The 19,949-nt window shown below is 37.2% G+C and carries 16 protein-coding genes and 2 pseudogenes; 11 read left to right on the top strand and 7 right to left on the bottom strand.

The features are described 5' to 3' along the window. Positions 1-118: 118 nt before the first annotated feature. The 3 genes and pseudogenes from IEW44_RS16085 to IEW44_RS15185 all read right to left on the bottom strand — a co-directional run bounded on the left by IEW44_RS16085 (position 119) and on the right by IEW44_RS15185 (position 2,845). Positions 119-936: pseudogene (locus IEW44_RS16085) on the bottom strand (IS30 family transposase). A gap of 440 nt (positions 937-1,376) precedes the next feature. Beyond that, a pseudogene (locus tag IEW44_RS15190) lies at positions 1,377-1,571 on the bottom strand (transposase); the annotation flags it as partial. A gap of 395 nt (positions 1,572-1,966) precedes the next feature. Then, positions 1,967-2,845 carry a trypsin-like serine peptidase gene (locus tag IEW44_RS15185; RefSeq protein ID WP_188615916.1) on the bottom strand — a complete coding sequence of 293 codons (879 nt, stop codon included), beginning with the start codon at positions 2,843-2,845 and terminating at the stop codon, positions 1,967-1,969. Between the two features lie 368 nt (positions 2,846-3,213). Here IEW44_RS15185 and IEW44_RS15180 point away from each other — a divergent pair, with 368 nt between their 5' ends. Further along, positions 3,214-4,278 carry a C45 family autoproteolytic acyltransferase/hydrolase gene (locus tag IEW44_RS15180; protein WP_188615915.1) on the top strand — a complete coding sequence of 355 codons (1,065 nt, stop codon included), beginning with the start codon at positions 3,214-3,216 and terminating at the stop codon, positions 4,276-4,278. 102 nt (positions 4,279-4,380) lie between these two features. Here IEW44_RS15180 and IEW44_RS15175 read toward each other — a convergent pair whose 3' ends face one another. Then, on the bottom strand, positions 4,381-5,013 hold the full coding sequence (locus IEW44_RS15175; protein WP_188615914.1) for a TetR/AcrR family transcriptional regulator: 633 nt from the start codon (positions 5,011-5,013) through the stop codon (positions 4,381-4,383). Between the two features lie 235 nt (positions 5,014-5,248). Here IEW44_RS15175 and IEW44_RS15170 point away from each other — a divergent pair, with 235 nt between their 5' ends. The 3 genes from IEW44_RS15170 to IEW44_RS15160 are packed head-to-tail and all read left to right on the top strand — an operon-like array spanning position 5,249 to position 8,967. Beyond that, positions 5,249-6,556: a GntP family permease gene (locus tag IEW44_RS15170; protein WP_373286142.1), complete on the top strand. Its 1,308-nt coding sequence runs from the start codon at positions 5,249-5,251 to the stop codon at positions 6,554-6,556. A 12-nt stretch (positions 6,557-6,568) separates the two neighbouring features. Further along, entirely contained in the window at positions 6,569-7,465 is an 897-nt protein-coding gene (locus IEW44_RS15165) for an NAD(P)-dependent oxidoreductase (RefSeq protein ID WP_188615912.1), read from the top strand. After that, entirely contained in the window at positions 7,462-8,967 is a 1,506-nt protein-coding gene (locus IEW44_RS15160; protein ID WP_188615911.1) for a CoA-acylating methylmalonate-semialdehyde dehydrogenase, read from the top strand. The genes IEW44_RS15165 and IEW44_RS15160 overlap by 4 nt, the downstream gene beginning before the upstream one ends. 238 nt (positions 8,968-9,205) lie before the next feature. Here the strand turns inward: IEW44_RS15160 and IEW44_RS15155 are convergent, their stop codons facing one another. The 3 genes from IEW44_RS15155 to tadA all read right to left on the bottom strand — a co-directional run bounded on the left by IEW44_RS15155 (position 9,206) and on the right by tadA (position 12,920). Then, positions 9,206-11,185 (bottom strand): methyl-accepting chemotaxis protein, encoded by a 1,980-nt coding sequence (locus IEW44_RS15155; protein ID WP_188615910.1) that lies wholly within the window; start codon positions 11,183-11,185, stop codon positions 9,206-9,208. 257 nt (positions 11,186-11,442) lie between these two features. Continuing rightward, on the bottom strand, positions 11,443-12,426 hold the full coding sequence (locus tag IEW44_RS15150) for an NAD(P)H-dependent flavin oxidoreductase (protein ID WP_188615909.1): 984 nt from the start codon (positions 12,424-12,426) through the stop codon (positions 11,443-11,445). Continuing rightward, positions 12,426-12,920, bottom strand: coding sequence for a tRNA adenosine(34) deaminase TadA (gene tadA / locus IEW44_RS15145; RefSeq protein ID WP_373286141.1), 495 nt, complete (start codon positions 12,918-12,920; stop codon positions 12,426-12,428). The genes IEW44_RS15150 and tadA overlap by 1 nt, the downstream gene beginning before the upstream one ends. Before the next feature lie 106 nt (positions 12,921-13,026). On the opposite strand from tadA, the gene IEW44_RS15140 reads away from it, so the two are divergent. The 7 genes from IEW44_RS15140 to IEW44_RS15110 all read left to right on the top strand — a co-directional run. Beyond that, complete coding sequence (locus IEW44_RS15140) at positions 13,027-13,665, top strand: deoxynucleoside kinase (RefSeq protein ID WP_188615907.1); 639 nt, start codon at positions 13,027-13,029, stop codon at positions 13,663-13,665. After that, positions 13,662-14,330, top strand: coding sequence for a deoxynucleoside kinase (locus IEW44_RS15135; RefSeq protein WP_188615906.1), 669 nt, complete (start codon positions 13,662-13,664; stop codon positions 14,328-14,330). Before IEW44_RS15140 ends, IEW44_RS15135 begins: the two co-directional genes overlap by 4 nt. Positions 14,331-14,507: 177 nt before the next feature. Further along, a complete protein-coding gene (locus IEW44_RS15130) occupies positions 14,508-15,233 on the top strand; it encodes an ABC transporter ATP-binding protein (protein WP_188615905.1) in 726 nt (241 codons plus the stop codon). Continuing rightward, the gene (locus tag IEW44_RS15125) at positions 15,230-16,321 is read left to right on the top strand and encodes an ABC transporter permease subunit (RefSeq protein ID WP_188615904.1); all 1,092 of its coding nucleotides are present in this window, start codon (positions 15,230-15,232) and stop codon (positions 16,319-16,321) included. Before IEW44_RS15130 ends, IEW44_RS15125 begins: the two co-directional genes overlap by 4 nt. A 268-nt stretch (positions 16,322-16,589) precedes the next feature. Further along, positions 16,590-18,110, top strand: a complete 1,521-nt coding sequence (locus IEW44_RS15120) for a helix-turn-helix domain-containing protein (protein ID WP_188615903.1) — start codon at positions 16,590-16,592, stop codon at positions 18,108-18,110. A 92-nt stretch (positions 18,111-18,202) separates the two neighbouring features. Further along, on the top strand, positions 18,203-19,144 hold the full coding sequence (locus tag IEW44_RS15115) for an ABC transporter substrate-binding protein (protein ID WP_188615902.1): 942 nt from the start codon (positions 18,203-18,205) through the stop codon (positions 19,142-19,144). Beyond that, a partial coding sequence (locus tag IEW44_RS15110; RefSeq protein WP_188615901.1) for a serine hydrolase domain-containing protein occupies positions 19,141-19,949 on the top strand: 809 nt, incomplete at its 3' end. The genes IEW44_RS15115 and IEW44_RS15110, both read left to right, overlap by 4 nt.

The following is a 19,949-nucleotide window of genomic DNA, read 5'->3' as shown; positions in this document are numbered from 1 at the left end:
GTTAATGGTTGTTCGATTTCTAGTACAAGTAAATTCGCGATGAACACGACACATTATTGGTAGAAATTCTCTCTTTTGGGTGATGCCAAAATCCATTCCCTCTTTTCATGATAGATTGTTAAATTAACTGCATTACTTCATATTCAAATGAATCCTGCGCGGTGTTCCAGTTGAGGCACTTTCTTGTTCGATTGTTGATCAATGAAAGTGCTTTTTCTATGTTCGATGATGGGAGTTGCCCAAATACATTCGTTTTGGGAAGAATTCACGTAAAAGACCATTACTATTTTCATTGATCTGTCGTAAACGTTTGAAAACATTGTCTTGGATAACGCGACATGAGCTGTTCAATGGCCCATTTCGTCGATTGCGCTGAGCGATTCGGTAGTTGAATGCCGACATAGAAACGTGTTTTTCGCTAGGCGAACGTCGCGATATATCCTTTCGTACCATGCGCTGAAACGACGGTATCTCATTCCCAATGGCCAAATGTTTCACGCATTTTGACTTCTTTTGGGCGCTACTGAATAGAGGTATCAACGTTGAAACGACCACGTGTTTCGCGTGGCGCCTGACGTTTTCCTTTTTGGCGAAGTACTTGAAGCGTCACGCGAAATTTTTCTGAATAGAGCCAGCAATAATTGTTTTGAACGCTAGTTTTCCTTGAAGCAAGGAACCAACAATCTGTTCAGGAGACCATGTCGCTTTTAGTTTTTCTTCGATGATGTCACGCAACTCATTGGCACACTTGGAACGCGCACCGTATTTTTTCTTCTGCGTGCCCTTGTGCCTTTCAGCTGGCCATTCATTCAGTCGCTTTAATTCATGAGAAATACGTTGTATGAGAACGATTCAGATGACGTGTAATGGCACGACAAGCGTATCCTAATCTTCTATTTTCGAACGTTCAGATGTGGTAAGATGACAATAGCTCATTCCATATGGCCCTCTGTTGATTTTGGTGTAGGAACTTTAATTATACAGGCTCATAAATGGGTCTTTTTTATTTATTTTGAGTGGTGCACTTAATATTACAATTTCTCTCATATAAAGACCTCCCATTTCCTAAGACAATTCTACTGTTTTAATATCTGATTGTAAGAAACGAGAATTCATCTTGATATTACAAATAACTACTGTTTTATAGACAGCTTACTCAAATTAATGTTTGAGTAGGCTATTTTTAATTGTTTTCGTCTATAAACGATAAAGTTCCAATGGCTGTTTATTTTCCGCATTTCCTTGACGATCCCTCTGTAGGTCAGGAAATTGCGCTGACTAATATCCGTAGCATCTCGTACCCTTCAAAAAAACACAATGGAACAATCAAATCTCAATCTGTTTCAGATATCAATTTTGAACTTAATTCAATCATTATTTTGTTCGCTGCAATAGCCCGCATCTGCTACAATATATTGCGGTAATATAAAATAGTTCGCTTCAATTTTATTCAGAAAAGGGCATAGCGTCAGGGTGTCCGTAGGGTTTGGGGAAATCTGATAAGCGAGGGTATATTGCCCTTCGGTCGCAATTTGTACGTTATATCCGGCTTTTAACTGCCCATGTTTTACACATAGCTTTCAGATATTTACGTTGATGACATAGGTGTTTTCTTTCTGGCACATCTGTCTATGCTTCGATCTATTGATCAATGTCTTTAATGACCTTATTGACAGCCTCAATGACTTGGGTAAGTTCAGGTAGGGTCAGGTCTTCTTCGTTTTCACGTTGAATTGCTGGAATAATCGACTGGGTAAATCATTCATCATACACCGCCTGCGATTTTTCGATAAGGTTAGTTTGGTAACGTACGATGGATTTTTTCACACAAAGGTGAATTTATTTTAACAGAAAGTGTTCTTTCTTAACCACAAAAATCAAAGCCCTTGAACTTTTATGTAATATAAAAGTTCAAGGGCTTTTCATTTATAAGGCAGGTTTTGTTCCAGCCTCTTTTATCTTGCTATTAGTTGAAGCTATTAATAAAATTCACAGCTGTACTTGTCATTTTTGGGCCACCATTATAACGTAAGCCACTCGTCGTTGAGAAGCCTGCTGCATGAACAGCTACTAATTCATTTGATGTATTCAATACACCAGAGCCAGACTGACCTGAATAAGTATCCATATTATAATAAGCAATTGTACTTGTTTGGCTCTCTAAATTACCTGACATACCCCATAGACTTACAGGCGACTTATCACCAGGGTAACCATACACTTTTAATGCTTGATTATTCGTTAGGTTGGTTACTGTTTTAATAGGTGTTTTCCCATTAGCGATACCTGGTACAGTGCTACTTGTTTGATCTAAAAGAATCACAGCATAGTCAACATCCGTATTGCCATTGTACGTGCTTGGATAATGTGAACTCACGGCTTTGTAAGAATGCACATAATTATTATCTTGCATTTGTGTGAATACGGTGATTTTTTTCGGTGTTTCCTTTGTATCTTTGTCAACGACACAGTGTGCATTCGTTAGCACTTTATAATTGTCGACAATGGTGCCACTGCAACTTGATACAAAATTATTGTACTCTAATATAATATATGTCATGGCACGATAAGGCATAACAGATGGGTCAGCTACTTTATGTCGGCCATCAGGACCAATAATAATACGAGGTGCAATGAAGCTTGGTTGACTGTTGAAGTGTTCCATAATATCAACGAATTCGCCATCCTCTGTTTTAAAAGGTTTTGTTACATCTACAATGTTTTCGATTTCAAACTTTTGTAATGGTTGCCCATCACGAGATGTGTTTTCACTGGCTGCTACAGACAATGGTATAGCTAGTAAAGCAAAAAGCATGGCTACTAAAAAGCTAAATCTTTTCTTCATAAAATTTTCATCCTCCTTTATTTACCATAATTGTAACTTAATAATTTAAGAATGCAAGCAATAACCTAGAACAATTTTAGATGAACGAGCAAAATGAAGTATAGATGACAACATTTTATAACCGATAAAGTCAGTGTTTATACGGCTTTATGGAAAAAATAAGGGGGGTTATTATTTACCATAATTTGTTTTTGAAAATGGCTTTAAAAAATAGGATGGCGCTTTTTATAAGGAACTTATAAAAAATACTGAACTTTTAGGCGCGTCAAACGTATAAATAATATGAGCCGTTTTTAATACGGCGTGTTTGCTCGTTAGCAGTAGATTACGTACGGTATACTAGATAAAAGAAAATAAGGAGTGGTGAAATGGCAGGATTATGGAAGAGAATAGCAACAGGTGCTGGCATTTTAGGGGCAGCTGCGACAGGCACTGCAGCTTATGTTTTTCGTAAGGAGCTAGTCACATTAAATAGCATTCAAAAGTTAAGTAATCAAGGTTTATTTGAGATGACTTATGCTGGCGATTATGGTTTAGATGAATTTTTACGAGTAGGTGCGCGCACAGATGCGGAATTAATTCAATTTGTTAGTAAACGCTTATTAAAAGGATTGCCGATTAAAATTGATGTGCCCGATTTAAGTTGTACAACATTCCGCGCAAAAAGTAGTGACGGTGGCTATTTATTTGGACGTAACTTTGATTTGGAGTTGGGACCTTCAATGATTGTGCATACTAACCCACCTAATGGTTACTCAAGTGTTTCAATGACTCATCTACCATTTTTAGGATTACCTGATATGGAAAGTGTTAAAGGCACGAATAAAGTATTAACACTTGCCACACCTTACATCCCAATGGATGGCATGAATGAAAAAGGCCTAGCGATTGGCATTTTACTATTACCTGATACACCAACGGCACAACAACGAGGTAAAATCCCTATTATGTGTACGACTGCAATTCGTCTAGCACTCGATAAAGCAGCTACTGTAGACGAAGCCATTGCTCTATTTGAAAAGTACGATTTGAATGACTCAGCAAGTAGCGCATATCATTATCATCTGACAGATGCAGAGGGGAATAGTGCCATTATTGAATATGTGGATAATGAAATGCATGTATTGCGACATGAAAATAATCGTCAAGCAGCAACGAATTTTTATCAACACCCAGCTAAAAACTCATTAGGTTATGGGCATGATCGTTATGGCAAAGTAATGGATAAACTAGCAGCCAATAATGATGTATTAACAGCAGAAGAGGCTATGGCATTATTACAAGACGTGAAATTAGTGGAGGATGTGGATGTATTCTCTAATAAACCTGCTTGGACATTATGGAGTGCTGTTTATCATAACAATAAAGGGCGTGTAGAAATTGCCTCACAACGTAATTACAATGATATTTTTGTCATCTCATTACAGCGATGAATGATGAGGTATCACCTTATTAATTGTCTCTCATTACAAAAAAGCAGCAAGACGACTTTTGTCGTTTTGCTGCTTTTTAACTTTTACATATGCGGCTTTTTATTATTTTGCTATATCTTCCTGTGTGTGTGATATGCCAATGCCTTCAAATAACATGGTAACTAATGTAGTGACTTCCTCTACAATATCTAATTTCTTTTGAAAGATAATCCAATCAAATACAGTAGCGCGCATACAACGTGTTAAATTTAACAACAGTACGTCTTTTTGCCATACATCTTTAAACTCCCCTTTTGCCAAGCCTTCATCTAAAAATGCCTCAATAAGTTTATAAATTTTACGCTCAGGATCAATTAAGTAATGATTTTCTGTCATTGTTTCAGATAGCGCACTAGAGTAGACTGTACGTAAAAATTCTAAGCCAATCTCATCACGTAAATAGGTCATTTGTTCTTGGTATGCTACTATAATTTTTTCTTTAGTTGAACAGCAGGCGCTAATTTTATTGGGAAAGCCTTCGTAAAATTGGTCAATATCTTTAAATTTAACAGCAAATACATCATATTTAGAATTAAAATGTGTATAAAATGCCCCTTTAGAGACGCCACATTTTTTAGCAATTTCATCAATAGTAACATTATCAAATCCTTTTTTTCCAAACATTTCTAAAGCAGTATCTAACAATAATTGACGTGTTTTTTGTGCGCGGATAGCACGATTTGTAGAAGGTTTCATGGAACTCAACTCCTCTCCTATATCAAAGTATCATACGAGATAAAAAATTCAACAATAATATTTCTTGCATGTCATTTCAATATACTAACATATAAAATAGCGCATATTTTTGCGTAAGATACAAAAATAAAGGTTTACAAAGCGAAACGAGTGATTTAATATTTAAGATACTACGGTATTTGACTGAAGTATCTGAAATTTCAAACGCTAAGTGGGAGAGGGGAGAAAACGTTTGATTCTCGCATTTATAGGCTTTTTTGTAGGGTTAGCCTTACTTATGTATTTCACCATGAAAGGTATGAACATCATTTTTGCGGCGTTGATATCTTCAATTATCGTAGCATTGTCTAATCAATTATCTTTAGAGAAAGCGCTTACGGAAAATTATATGGCAGGTTTCACAAGCTATTTTGCAAGTTGGTTCCTCGTATATTTATTAGGTGCTGTATTCGGTAAGATTATGGAGGAAACAGGTGCTGCTGATTCAATTGCCAATTGGGTCAAGAGAGTGATTGGGGCCAAACATGCTGTGCTAGCTGTAGTTATTGCTTGTTCTGTTATGGCATATGGCGGAGTGAGCGTAGCCATTGTAGCATTTGCGGCTTATCCCATTGCACTTTCATTATTTAGAGAAGGAAATATTCCGCATCGCTTTATTCCAGCAGCTATTATTTTTGGGTCGATTTCATTCACAATGACATCACCAGGCTCGCCGGAAGTACAAAATTTAATTCCGATGGAGTTTTTCGGAACGAAGCCTACAGCAGGTGGGTGGATTGCTTTAGTCGTTGCCATCTCGATCATGGTAATGGGCGGATTTGCATTAAAGTTTATGGTAGATCGTGCCATAAAGCGTGGTGAACAATTTGATGCACCACAAGCTGTACTTGATAATATTGAACGCTTACAAAAAGTGGAGAGAAAGCTACCACCAACGTTTTTTGCAATATTGCCATTGGCATTAGTGGTTATTACGTTAAATGTAAGTGCACAATTTATTTCGTCTGTAGCAGCGGCGTTAGTGGGGTTATTTGTTGGGTGTGCAGTAGCCTTATTAACAATGAGAAAATACGCTACAAAATATGACACAATGTTCACTAAAGGTGCAGAGAATGCAGTAATCGCTACAGTTAATATTTGTGCAGTGGTAGGTTTTGGCGCAGTAGCTAAAGAAACACCATCATTCCAAATGATTGTAGATGCACTTGTAGGTATGCCTGGTATGGCTTATGTAGGTTTAGCAGGGGCAGTGACAATTATTGCAGGTATTACTGGGTCGGCATCTGGTGGTTTGGGTATTGCCTTACCAATTCTTGCGCCAATCTATAATGCACAAGGTTTAGACCCAAATGCTATGCACCGTATTTCTGCTTTGGCGTCTGGCGGTTTAGATTCGTTGCCGCATAACGGTTATATTGTAACAACCATTCGTGCTGTGAGTAATGAGACTCACGATCGCGCGTATAAACCAGTGTTTGTCATCAGTGTAGTTGTTTCCATGATTGCACTAATGTTAGCTATACTATTATATTCAATTTTCTAGGAGGTAGAAGGTATGACAGTTGAAAAATTAGGTTTTATCGGGTTAGGAAATATGGGCATGCCAATGACGAAGAATTTAATTGATGCAGGTTATGAAGTGTATGGCATGGACGTTAATGAAGAATCTTTAAAGACTTTTGAGGCGCAAGGTGGTAAAGTAGCACAAACGACAGAAGAGCTAGTGGCACAAACGACTTTTATTATGACAAGTTTACCAACGCCAAAAATCGTTGAAGCGATTTATTGTGGGGAACAAGGTTTAATTGAAACAGCACGTGAAGGTACATTATTAATTGACTTTAGTACAGTAAATCCAAGCTTAAATGACGAATTAGCAGATAAATGCAATGCTAAAGGTTTGAAGTATTTAGGCGCACCAGTAAGTGGTGGTGTTATTGGTGCCGTTCAAGCGACATTAACCATTATGGTAGGTGGCGATGAAAAAGCGTATGAGCGTGCTAAACCTGTATTTGATGTGCTAGGTCAAAACATCTTTTTATTAGGTGATCGTTCAAGTGTAGGTACACGCATTAAGTTATTAAATAATTTAATGATTGGTTTCTATACAAAAGGCGTAGCGGAGATGATTGTACTAGCAGAGAGTGTTGGTTTATCACCAGATAAAGTGTATGAAATTTTAAACGTAAGTTACGGGCAAAGTAAAATTTACACACGTAACTATGCAGAATATATGAAAAATGATGATTTTAACCCTGGCTTCTCCATTGATTTATTGCTAAAAGATATGCGATTAGCGCAAGAGATGGCTATGGAAGGGAAGGTTGATTTAACTTTCACGAATCAGTTGATTGAAAATTATGATAAGATTTCTAAAGAGGGCTATGGTCATCTTGATATTTCAGCAACATATTTGGCTACAGCTAAAAATGCTAAGGAGGAAGGACAATGACAAACGAAGTGAAAACATTAACACATTTTATTGGTGGTCAATCAGTAGAAGGTAAGACAAATGAATTTGGTGACGTATATAACCCTTCAACAGGAGAGGTAATTGCTAAAGTACCTTTCGCTTCAGCAGATGAAGTAAAAGAAGCCATTGCATTAGCAAAAGAAGGACAAAAAAAATGGGCGGCGATGTCTCTAGGAAAACGTATGGAAGTCGTACTTAAATTCCGCAATTTATTAGCAGAGCGTCAAGAGGAGTTACTTGATTTAGTTTCCTTAGAGAGCGGAAAAACGAGAGAAGATGCACTAGGTGAAATTACACGTGGCTTAGAGTCAGTGGATTTATCACTTAATGCCCCACATTTATTAAAGGGAGAATATTCCGTAAATGTAGGTGGTAATATTAATGCCTTCTCTACAAAATCACCGTTAGGCGTTGTAGCAGCGATTGCGCCATTTAACTTCCCTGTAATGGTGCCATTAGCAATGACAGCAATGGCTGTAGCTGTTGGGAATGCAGTTATTTTAAAACCGTCTGAAAAAGTGCCACATTCTGCATTATTTATGAGTCAATTATGGGCAGAGGCAGGCTTGCCAGCGGGTGCATGGACAATTGTAAATGGCGCTAAAGATGCAGTTAACGAATTATTAGAAAATCCAGAAGTACAAGCGATTTCGTTTGTAGGTTCAACGCGTGTAGCAGAGTATGTATACCAAACCGGTACGAAACACGGGAAACGTGTAGCGGCATTCGGTGGTGGTAAAAACCATATGATTATTATGCCAGACGCTGATTTAGAACAAGCAGCATCCGCATTTTTGGGCGCAGCTTATGGCGCAGCATCCCAACGCTGTATGGCAATTTCGGCAGCGATGCCAGTTGGTCAGGAGACAGCAGATCGCTTTGTAGCCATTATTAAAGAAAAAATTGAAAAGTTAAAAGTAGGTCCTTATACAGAAAAAGATGTTGATTTTGGTCCTGTTATTTCTAAAGAATCAAAAGAACACATTGTGAATGAAATCAATTTAGGACTTGAAGAAGGTGCTGAATTAGTTGTAGATGGTCGTAATCCAGCTATTTGCGAAAGCTCAGAAGGCTATTATTTAGGGCCAACACTATTAGATAATGTCACACCAGATATGAAGATTTATAAAGAAGAAGTATTTGGTCCAGCACGTATTGTAGTGCGTGTTAATGAATTAGAAGATGCGATTAAGTTAATTAATAGTCATGAGTTAGGTAACGGTGTTACGATCTTTACAAACAGTGGTGCAGCATCACGCAAATTTGTTAATGAGATTGAAGTAGGCATGGTTGGTGTTAACGTACCCATTCCAATTCCAGTAGGTTATTATAACTTTGGTGGTTGGAAACGCTCGAAATTCGGTGAAGGTCATATGTTTGGTCCAGATACAGCACGTTTCTTCACAAAAACGAAAACAGTGTCAGAAAGATGGCCTGAAGACCAAATCGAGCAAGTGACATTCTCGTTCCCAAGTAACTAAGTTAATGATTGCTGTGTAAAGTTCGTAGTATAAAAATGGAAAGCCCCTAAAAGTTACTATTTTCCATATCATTATAATGGGTTGTTATGCATGATGATTTATCAGAGGCATAACAGCCCATTTGTTATAAGTTAGTGAGAGAAATCTCTATGCTTTCACATAAAAGCCCTGAATAGCAGGCACTTTTACAGTGTCTATTATTCAGGGTTATTTTAGTAAAGCGATTTCTTTATAGCGATCATACACGGAATTGTCGAATAGTAGTGTCAAGTGTTTCGCTCTCTTCACGTACTTGGTTAGCAACATCTTGCATTTGGTTAACCATGGAAGATTGCTGTTCAGCAGAGGCACTAATTTCTTCGGCTGCAGCTGCAGATTGTTGAGAAATTGCTGCAATCTGGGTGATTTGATAAGTGGCTTCTTGTTGAGCACCCATTAAGCGTTCAATGCCTGCATATAAATGATGAACATCATCATTTAAAGCACTCATATTTAACTCAATATTTTTCAGGGCTTCACCTGTTCGTGTAACACCAGTAGATTGTGCAATAATGCGTTCTTTAGTGTGTAACATTTCTTTTGTTGTGTTTTCTAGCGTATGACTGACTTGTAAAATTAATTGTGCAATATCGTTAGATGAACGATGTGATTCTTCCGCTAATTTACGTACTTCTTGTGCGACAACTGCGAAGCCTTTGCCAGCATCTCCAGCTCGTGCAGCTTCAATAGAAGCATTTAGTGCAAGTAAGTTAGTTTGTTCTGAGATGGCGTTAATTACATCTGTAATGGACTCGATTTTTCGCATAAGAGTAGTGAGTTCAGTCATACGTGTTTCAGTATGTTGAATGCTTGAAATCGTATCATTTGATTGGGTTTGTAAGTCGTCAATGACCGTCTTACCATTCAAACTCACTTCAATTGTTTGTTCACTTTTCGTTTGCATTTCGTGTGCGCTTTGATTTAGATGATCAAAAGATTGATTGATGGTATCGGTTGTTGCTTGAATAGCTTCTATATTTTCAGCTTGTTCAGCTGCTCCTTCAGCCACTTCAGAAATCGCTTTCGCTACTTGGTCACTTGTACTCGCATTTTCAATGGCAATACGATTTAATTCTTGTGATTCTTTCGCTAATTGACCTGAAGATTGGTGAATGGCTACAAAGGATTGACGTAACTTTTGTAACATCTCATTGAAGTTTACGGCAAGCTTGCCAATATCGTCTTTTGTATCTACAACAATCTCTTGTGATAAGTCGCCCTCTTTTATCACTTCGATTTGTTGCATGACTTGATGCAATGGTCGTGTTAACTTGCGAGTGAAAAGTAAAGCAATAAGTAAACTAATGACTAAAATAACGCCTGCAATTACAAGTGATTTTACTTGCATTTGTGTTAGCGATTTATACATTTCTTTCTCCATAAATACAACACCTGTGCGGAAGTTGTCGACCTCATTATAGTAAAGGTGACGTGTAGCACCATCAATCGTAAATTTGTCGTGTTGCGTTGGTGAAGCTAGTGCTTGTTCTAATACGGCTGATTTGTTAATATTCTCCCCTTGGTCTGTAGGATGAACAACAATCGTACCTTTGCCATCTACTACAAAGACAAAGCCACCATAAGCAATCTCAAACTGATTTAGCATAGTATTTACCTTTTCTAAAGGTAAATCAAGCGCTAATACACCAATAGGTTTGCCATTTTTAACAATGGCTTTTGATACAGGGACTAATAATTCTTTATCATTGTTATGATAAGGATAGGCATCGCCTACAATGACTTGATCTGGGTTAGCAATGGCCTCTTTATACCACATTTTTTCAGTAGGTTTATAAGAAGGTTCTTCCATTAAACCATCCGCAGGGTAGTTCACAAAGGTATCATCTTCTAACCCCATAAATAATTGGAATAGTTCGTCTTTAACACCTACATAATGGCTGAAAATATTTTGAATATCCTTAGCTGTGATGTCATTATTTTTTTGCTCAGCAAATGCCAACACCTCAGTTAAATTAGCATATACTGCTACATCTCTTTCATACTCACTAAAGTAGTTATCTACTAGTGTGCTAAAACGGTCTACTTCACGTTCGCCTTCTTGTTGGGTTGATTGTTGAACTGTCGTTTTTACATCGTTTGTTGTCATCCCTATAAAGGACACAGTTGTCACGATGAGCACAGATGCAATCAACACCATAATCTTAGTTCGTATTCCCATACTAAATGCCTCCGTCTATATACCCTTTTTTTACTAGCAAAATCTGCTCAATCTAATAAAAAAAGCTTTTCTCTGCCAATTCTCATTATTAACAATAAAAAATAAGTATGTCAATGGTATGACGAAAAACGTGCATTAAGCATTATAAGATATAAAGAAGTGGTTGTGACAAAATAGAATGCGTGAGTAAAGACCTAAAACCTAAGTGAATAGATTAAAAACAAAAATGACGTATACCAATAGGCTAGAAGTAATGGTTATAATTTTAGAAGTTGGTGTATGATGTTCTCTACTGATGTAGCTTGTGCTAAATAGCCTTTTGTGCCAGACCACATGGAGACAAAATCAGGATTGCCTTGTTGTGCACTCGCTTGTCGCATGCGATTTGTTAAAAAATGTTGAGCAGGATACGGTGCAATAGGTTGCGTTTGCATTTCTTCCATAAAGGTGTTGCGAATGCCTCTTGCTGTTTTACCAGAGAAAGCTTTTGTCAGCATAGTGTCACCTTGTTGGCTATTCAGTAATGTTTTTTTATGAATAGCTGAAGCACCACTTTCTGTAGTAGCAAGTAAAGCAGAGCCGATTTGTACCGCTTGTGCGCCTAGTGATAACATTTCTTGTACGTCTTCCGCTGTAGCAATACCTCCTGCTGCAATAAAAGGCGTTGTAATATGGGGCTTAGTAGCCGAGATTAACTCATGCAGTGGGACTTGTTCACCCTCTATAAAGCTACCGCGATGTCCGCCCGCTTCAATTCCTTGTAACACAATATAATCCATCCCTGCTTGCTCATTGGCGATCGCTTCTTTTGTAGTAGTAGCTGTACCAATTAATATTGTGCCTTGTTGTTTAAAGCGTTCTATCCATTGTACAGGTGGTAAACCAAATGTAAACGAGACATAGGGTACTTTGGCAGCTAATAAAACCTCTAATTGTGTATAAAAATGTTGTTGTACTTCAGGGAGTGGTGCCTCCTCCACTTGTAGTTTTTCTTCATAAGTGCGAATGATGGCATAAGCTTCTTCCATTTGAGCTGTAGTATAGTTATTTTCTTCAGGCACAAAAACATTTACACAGAATTGTTCTGTTTCTTGTTGGATGGCATCCACCGCTTTTTGCGTTTGTTCGGCATTGAGATAACCTGCCCCAAAAGAGCCTAGAATCCCTGCTTTACTTGCAGCAATAACAAATTCAGGTGTTGAAACGCCAGCCATGGGCGCTTGGATAATCGTATACTTCATCATGCATTCCCCTTTGTTTTTTGTTGTTTTCGTTTAGCACGTAATGTTTGAAAGAAGTGGCTAAGTAAGTCACCAGCTTCTTGCGCTAATACGCCTTCTTGCACATCACATGCATGGTTAAAACGAGCATCATTTAAGAGATGATATAAAGAATGGACACACCCCCCCTTAGGATCTCGTGCGCCATATACGACACGAGGAATACGAGATTGTAAAATAGCGCCAGCACACATCGGGCAAGGCTCTAATGTTACATATAAAGTGGTATGCTCTAAGCGCCAACTTTGTAAAATTTCGCAACCTTGTTCAATAACTAGTAGCTCCGCGTGGGTAGTAGCTCGCTGTGTTGTCTCACGCAAATTATGCGCTCTAGCAATAATCTCGTTCTTATAAACAAGTACAGCACCAATTGGGACTTCTTGCAAGTCCGCTGCTTTCTTCGCTTCTTGTAGTGCTTCTTGCATAAATTTTTCGTCTGTAGTTAACATAATAATCCCTCGGTTTTTTCATTTATTGTAGCATAGCGACGAGCCTCAGTTTTTGTGCGTTTTATGATACAATGAAAAGCACTGAAATGAATTGTACAAAGGAGGGCTTCTCGTGAATGTTCCTTTTATCACGATTGAAGGGCCTATTGGCGTCGGAAAGACAACGCTATCACAAGCATTAGCCACGCATAAAAATTTTCATTTATTAAAGGAAATCGTTGATGAGAATCCCTTTTTAAATAAATTTTACGAAGATATTGCAGAGTGGAGCTTTCAAACAGAAATGTTCTTTTTATGTAATCGGTATAAACAATTAACCGATATTAAAAAGTATATTTTGGCAGAAAAGAAGCCAGTAGTAGCAGATTATCATATTTTTAAAAATTTAATTTTTGCACAGCGTACATTACCTGCTTCAGAATACGAAAAGTACGAAGCCATTTATCAAATTTTAACAAAAGATATGCCTAAACCTAATATGGTTGTTTATTTGTATGCGAGCGTCGATACATTAATGCAACGTATTGCAATGAGAGGGCGTGATTTCGAGCGTTTGATTGAGCGTCAATATATGGAGCAATTAGCACAAGACTACCATGATTTTATTGACCAATTTGAGCGCAATCACCCTGACATTCCGGTGTTGCGTTTTAACGGGGACGCTATTGACTTTGTTAAAAATCATGATGATTTAACGTACGTCTTACAACAATGCAATCAAATGTTAGAAGAGAGAGGCTGTCAGTCATGAATCTACGTGAAAAATATCAAATACCCGCACAAACAGTTATTACAATTGCTGGCACAGTTGGTGTAGGCAAATCCACTATGACACAAGCATTAGCAGATGCTTTACATTTTCGCACATCGTTTGAAAAGGTAGATACAAACCCATATCTTGATAAATTTTATGAAGACTTTGCAAAATGGAGTTTCCATTTACAAGTGTATTTTTTAGCTGAACGTTTTAAGGAACAAAAACGTATTTTTGAATACGGCGGTGGTTTTATCCAAGACCGTTCAATTTATGAGGATACAGGTATTTTTGCGAAGATGCATTATGATAAGGGAACTATGACACCTATAGATTATGAAACATATACGAATTTATTTGATGCCATGGTGATGACGCCTTACTTCCCGCATCCAGATTTACTCGTCTATTTAGAAGGACCAATTGATAGTATCATTGACCGCATTCATGCAAGAGGGCGTGATATGGAACAACAAACGCCACATGACTATTGGTTTGAGATGCATGAGCGTTATGAAAATTGGATCAATAATTTTAATGCTTGCCCTGTGCTACGCATTAATATTGATGATTATGATTTAAAGAAGGACCCGCAAGTTGTGGATACTATTGTTAGCCGCATTGCCCATATGTTAGCGCAAACGTCACATTTGCGAAAGTGACGATATGATAAGAAAAAAACTACTAGTGCTATGTTGTACTAGTAGTTTTTTGTTGGCGCCTTGTAAAAGGCTTTTTATTATAAGTCAGACACGCTGTATTTTACATTATATCTCATTTATGGTAACTTGATTAAGGTTGATATGAAGCTAAAGAGATGGAGGGAATCAAATTATAGTATGGCGATTATAAAACTACATCATGTGACAAAGTGTTATGGAGATACAAAGGCAGTGAATGATATTTCGTTAACGATTCATCAAGGCGAGGTTTATGGTTTATTAGGCGAGAATGGTGCTGGGAAAACAACGTTATTACGTATTATTACAGGTCTAATTGAGCCTACAGATGGCACTTATACGATTAATGGTGGTGAGATAAAACCAAAAAGCATAGAAGCTAAGCGATATTTAGGTTTTGTCACAACAGACGCAAGACCTTTACCTGATTTAACTGTGCAAGAAAATCTAGCATTGTTTGGTAGCTTCTTTTATAAAGACAAAATTCAATTACATAGCAGAATTCAAGAAATAATAAGTGATTTAGAGTTACAACCTCACATTAATAAACGTGTAGATGTGCTAAGTACAGGTAATAAACAAAAAGTAGCTATTGCTCGTGTGTTAATTGGTGATCCAGAAATTTTGATTTTAGATGAACCTATGAATGGTTTGGATGTAAGCACTCAGCAAAAAATAAGACAATTGATTATACAATTAAAAGAGCAAGGAAAAACCATCGTTTTTACCTCTCATAACATGAATGAGATAGCCGAACTTACTGAACGAATTGGCGTAATTCAAAAAGGATCGCTCATTTTTGAAGGCGCTATTCAACATCTTACATATGAACAACGAGTCCCATTTTTAGAAGGTTTATTAGTAGATGGAGGCGACCAGCAATGAATCTAGCCTATTTTAAAAAAGAATGGAAGGAATATAGCCGTAATTGGAAGTCATCACTCTTGATGTTGCTTCTTCCTTTATTTATTTTTCCCGTTTCAATTGCATTACCAGTTACTATGTTAACAATGGATAAAGAAGAAACACCTTTTTACTTTAAATGGGAAGGCGAGGAAAATACAAATGTCACCTCTTTATTGACACAGCATCAATTTCAACAAATTACAAAAGATGAGCAGGAAGATATTTTGTTACAAGGCAATGCTAATGACAGCGTGACAATTCATTTTAATAGTAATAAAAAAGAATCACGATATGCATTAGAAGCCATAGAGCAACTTTTTATTAATCAACAAATGGCCTCTTTAACTACCCAGATTATTGATTTGGGTGAGCAACCAGAGCAAATGCTGCAAGTACAAGTAAAAGACCAACATCAGCCTAGTGATACTGGTTTGGAAATTGCGACTTATTTTGTACCTATGGGTATTTTGTTGATGGTTGTATTGGGCGGTATTGTACATGGAAGTGCTACAGTGTCAGGTGAAAAAGACCGCAATACTATTCAAACATCGCTACTCTTGCCACTTTCGAGAAGTCAGATTATTTTAATAAAATACCTAGTAACGGTAATAACGAATATACTGACAGTCATTTCTTCTTATACGGGTATAGTGCTTGCTTTTATTATCATTACGAAATTTACAGATAAAGTAACATTTGACTTTACGAGTAAACAAATGCTCATGAGTATGTATGTGGCATTTTTAGCATGCTTCTTATATAGTGCTATCCATGTTTGTTTAAGTATTTTAGCGAAAGATTTAAAAGAAGTACAAACCTTTTCAACTATTATAGGCATGCTTTTATTATTTATCGCTCTAGGCTTAGGAAACCTGTTAGTTGATAAGGCATGGCTTATCTGGTTGCCTATCGCAAATCAAGCATTCTTATTGAGCCAAATCTTCCATGAACCTATTGCTCTTTTATCTCTCATAATTTATACCATCAGTACACTAAGTATAACGATCGGTGTCGTTTATCTTATGATAACACTCTTTAAAAAGGAAAGGTTTGCATTTAAACAATAGGAGGTGAGTACAGATGAAGAAGAAAAATATCATGTATATTTTAATTTTTGTCTTAGCGTTAATCGGTGGCTTATTAATGGGATTAAATAGTTAAATTAACTATTTCATTATAAGGTGACAGCAATACATAAAAGGCTATAAAATTTACAGGCTAACCAACAGATAAAGTGCAAATCATTTTTCTTATAAATCGTTATTTTAGTTGAAAACATATATGATGATGTGTAACACCAATAACGATTTGATTAAGAGAGGTAGTGTACAAATTATGGGCAGCCCAATAAAAGCTCAGATAATTACTTGCCGTACAAAACAACAGGGCACAGTGGATATAGATGCACAACTGATCATTCTTGTAACACAAGGAGAGGTAGAGATTGTTCATAATGGAATAGCCTATCCATTAAGACAATATGAAGTTTATTTTATGTCTCTCACCTATTCACACTTACAATATTATGCACAAGAGAACACACAGTTTATGGTACTTACTTATACTAAATCAATTGCGACGCCCTTACCTATTCACTTTGGCATACAAGAACCTGAACGTATCCTTTCACTTGCACGAGAAGTGCTAGATTTATCAACAAGTATCTTTGTGGAAGATAATCTTTTACAACAAGCGAAATTGTATGAACTGGTATATCAAATGACACATCACTATTTAAGGCAACAAATGAGCACAACAGATCATATTCACTATGTACAGCAATATATCGACACACATTATAATGAAGTATTATCCATTAAGGCATTAGCCAGTCTAGCGCAAATGAGTGAGAAATATTTTACAGAGCAATTCAAAAAAACATATGGCAGTAGTGTCATGCAATATGTAACACAAAAAAGACTACATGTGGCTAAACATCTATTAAGTCAACAACATATGACCTTAAAAGAAATTGCGCATGCTATAGGTTATAAAGATGAGTTTTATTTTAGTCGCCGCTTTAAGCAAGAAGTGGGGGTTGCCCCGTCTGAATTTAAGAAGAACAGGCAACAAAAAATAGCTGTGTTAGACAGCTCGCTATTAGGTATAGTAGCACCACTATATGTTTACCCAGAGATTGCACCTATCCATCTCACATGGCGAAATTATTATTATGAACAATTTGCAGTCGATGTGAAAGTAAAATTGCTAGTAGGGCGTGCACCTCATATTGTGGCAAACAATATCAAACAATTGCTCTTTGAACGCACGCATGTGGATACGATTTTTACTTATCCATGCACACCAATACAAATACAACAATTACAAACATTAGCTAAAGTTGTTGTAATCGATGAAAAATCGGATTGGCAAACACAGTTAGTGCAAGTGGCTCAAACCTTACAAGTAGAAGTAGAAGCGACCCAGTGGTTACAACATTATAAAAATGTGGCACAAAAGACAGCCAAGTTATTACAAAGGCAACAAAAACAATGTTTTCTTATGTTGTTAGTGAAAGGGCATGAGATTTATTTATATCAAGACCGTATGGTACGTGATGTTTTAATAAATGATTTGCAGTTACAAGCTGTTATAACAGAACCAGTGGCAGAGTTAGTTGTAGTTACCGTGGATGATTTATTACAGTATGACCCCGATTTTATTTTATTACTTGTGTATGAAGATGCGGTATCTCGTTTGACCTATGAACAGCTTCATCAGCATGACTTATGGCAGGAGATGCGTGCTGTGCGTCAGCATCAGAGTTATGAAGTGCCACATTTTCCATGGCGAGACTATGCAGCACTGCCCCACCTACTTATTATTGAACAACTAGCACAATGGTTTGCCGAATAGTACATGGAGAAAACCTCTTTTTATACATGGACGCTTTTCAATCTACTATTTATAATTGAAAACAATTCTCAATGAAAGAGGTTGAACGGACCATGTTAAAAAGTATCAAAATGATGTGTTTATACATTACTGTACTCTTACTGTTAGTTGCATGTAGTAAAGAGGAAAAGAATGAAGCTCACTCAGCGACTAAGGAGATTACGTATTTAGAACAAACGTATACGATTCCAGCTGACCCCCAGAAGATTTTATTTTTAAATGCTTTTGAGTCAATTGAGGATGCAGTATCTTTAGGTGTCACACCATATGCAGCGAGTGCAGTAGGTAGTGATGACGAGCCTTTCCCAAGTTTCTTTGGTGATGTGACAAAAGATACGATTCCCTTATTAGGCACAAGTGATGAGAGTTTAGAGTATGTGCTAGAACTAGCGCCAGACTTAATTATTAGTACGGATATGGAAGACCCAAAAGTGACAAAACAATTAGAGAAGATTGCACCTGTAATCCCGACTTCTCATTTTGGCCCTGATTGGGAAAAGAACTTACTTATGTTAGGGCAAGTGACGAATACTGAGGCAAAAGCAGAGACGTTAATTGCAACGTATAATCAAGATAAAAAGGAAGCTGTCACTCATTTAAAGCAATTTAAAGCACAAGAAGTACTCGCTGTACGTTTGCGTGGTGGTGAGATGATGATTTACCCTAAAGACGTGTTCTTGAATGATGTATTATACAGCGAGCTTGGGCTTACTATTCCTAGCGTTGTCGAGAATGTTGCACAACAAACGGTATTAACATTAGAAGGTCTAGTGAGTGCCAATCCTGACTATCTCTTTTTGCAATTTGATGAATATGAAAATGCCATGCAAGAAAATGTCCTAAATGAGTTACAAGAAAGTGAAGTATGGAAAGGGCTTAAAGCTGTGAAAAATAACCATGTATGGATTAATGCCGTTGACCCATTAGTCATGGGTGGTGGTACATTGAATGGGCGTGTTCGGATTTTAGAAGCGGCTAGAGAGGCCATTCAATGATTCGCGTACAAGCGATTTTTGAACAGAAAGCACGAGAAGGTATTTTCTCAGGTGAGATTATGATAGCAAAAGATCAAATCATAAAGTATCAAGCAGTTTTTGGTCAAAATATAGACGAAGTGCCTTTGCAAAATAATGCTGTTTTTGAACTGGCTTCTGTGTCAAAACCTATAACAGCATTAGGGATTATGCTATTACAACAACAAGGAAAATTACAATATGATGATGCAGTGGCACAATATCTCACACCGTTCCCTTATCCAGCACTCACAATACGTCAATTATTAAATCATTCATCGGGTTTACCAGATTATATGGCGTTAATTGAGCAATATTGGTCATGTGAAAATATAGCAACCAATGAAGATGTCCTACAATTGCTAAATACACATCAACAGCCACTATTATTTACACCAGACACCAAACAAAGTTATAGCAATACAGGATACGTATGTTTAGCACAAATTATTACTGAAATTACAGGCAGTTATACGCAGTTTATGCGGCAAGTGATTTTTGAGCCATTACAGATGCAACAAACAGCGGTTTATCATAGGCGATATACGAAGCAAGTAATTCCCTCTTTAGCATACGGACTTATTCACTGTGACAATAAATTCGTATTACCAGATACATTACACGCGTATGACTTTGTGCGTTATTTAGACGGTATTCAAGGGGACGGTATGGTACATGCTACAGCACAAGATTTATTAAAATTAAGTAATGTATGGCAAGAAGATGCGTTACTACATGTAGCCAATCGTCAAGCGATAACAGCACCTAATCAAACCTTTGCACAAGG

This window comes from Lysinibacillus alkalisoli, assembly GCF_014643595.1.
Lineage (GTDB): Bacteria > Bacillota > Bacilli > Bacillales_A > Planococcaceae > Metalysinibacillus > Metalysinibacillus alkalisoli.
The sequence above is the reverse complement of the archived record's forward strand: the minus strand, read 5'-3'. Positions and strand labels throughout refer to the sequence as shown.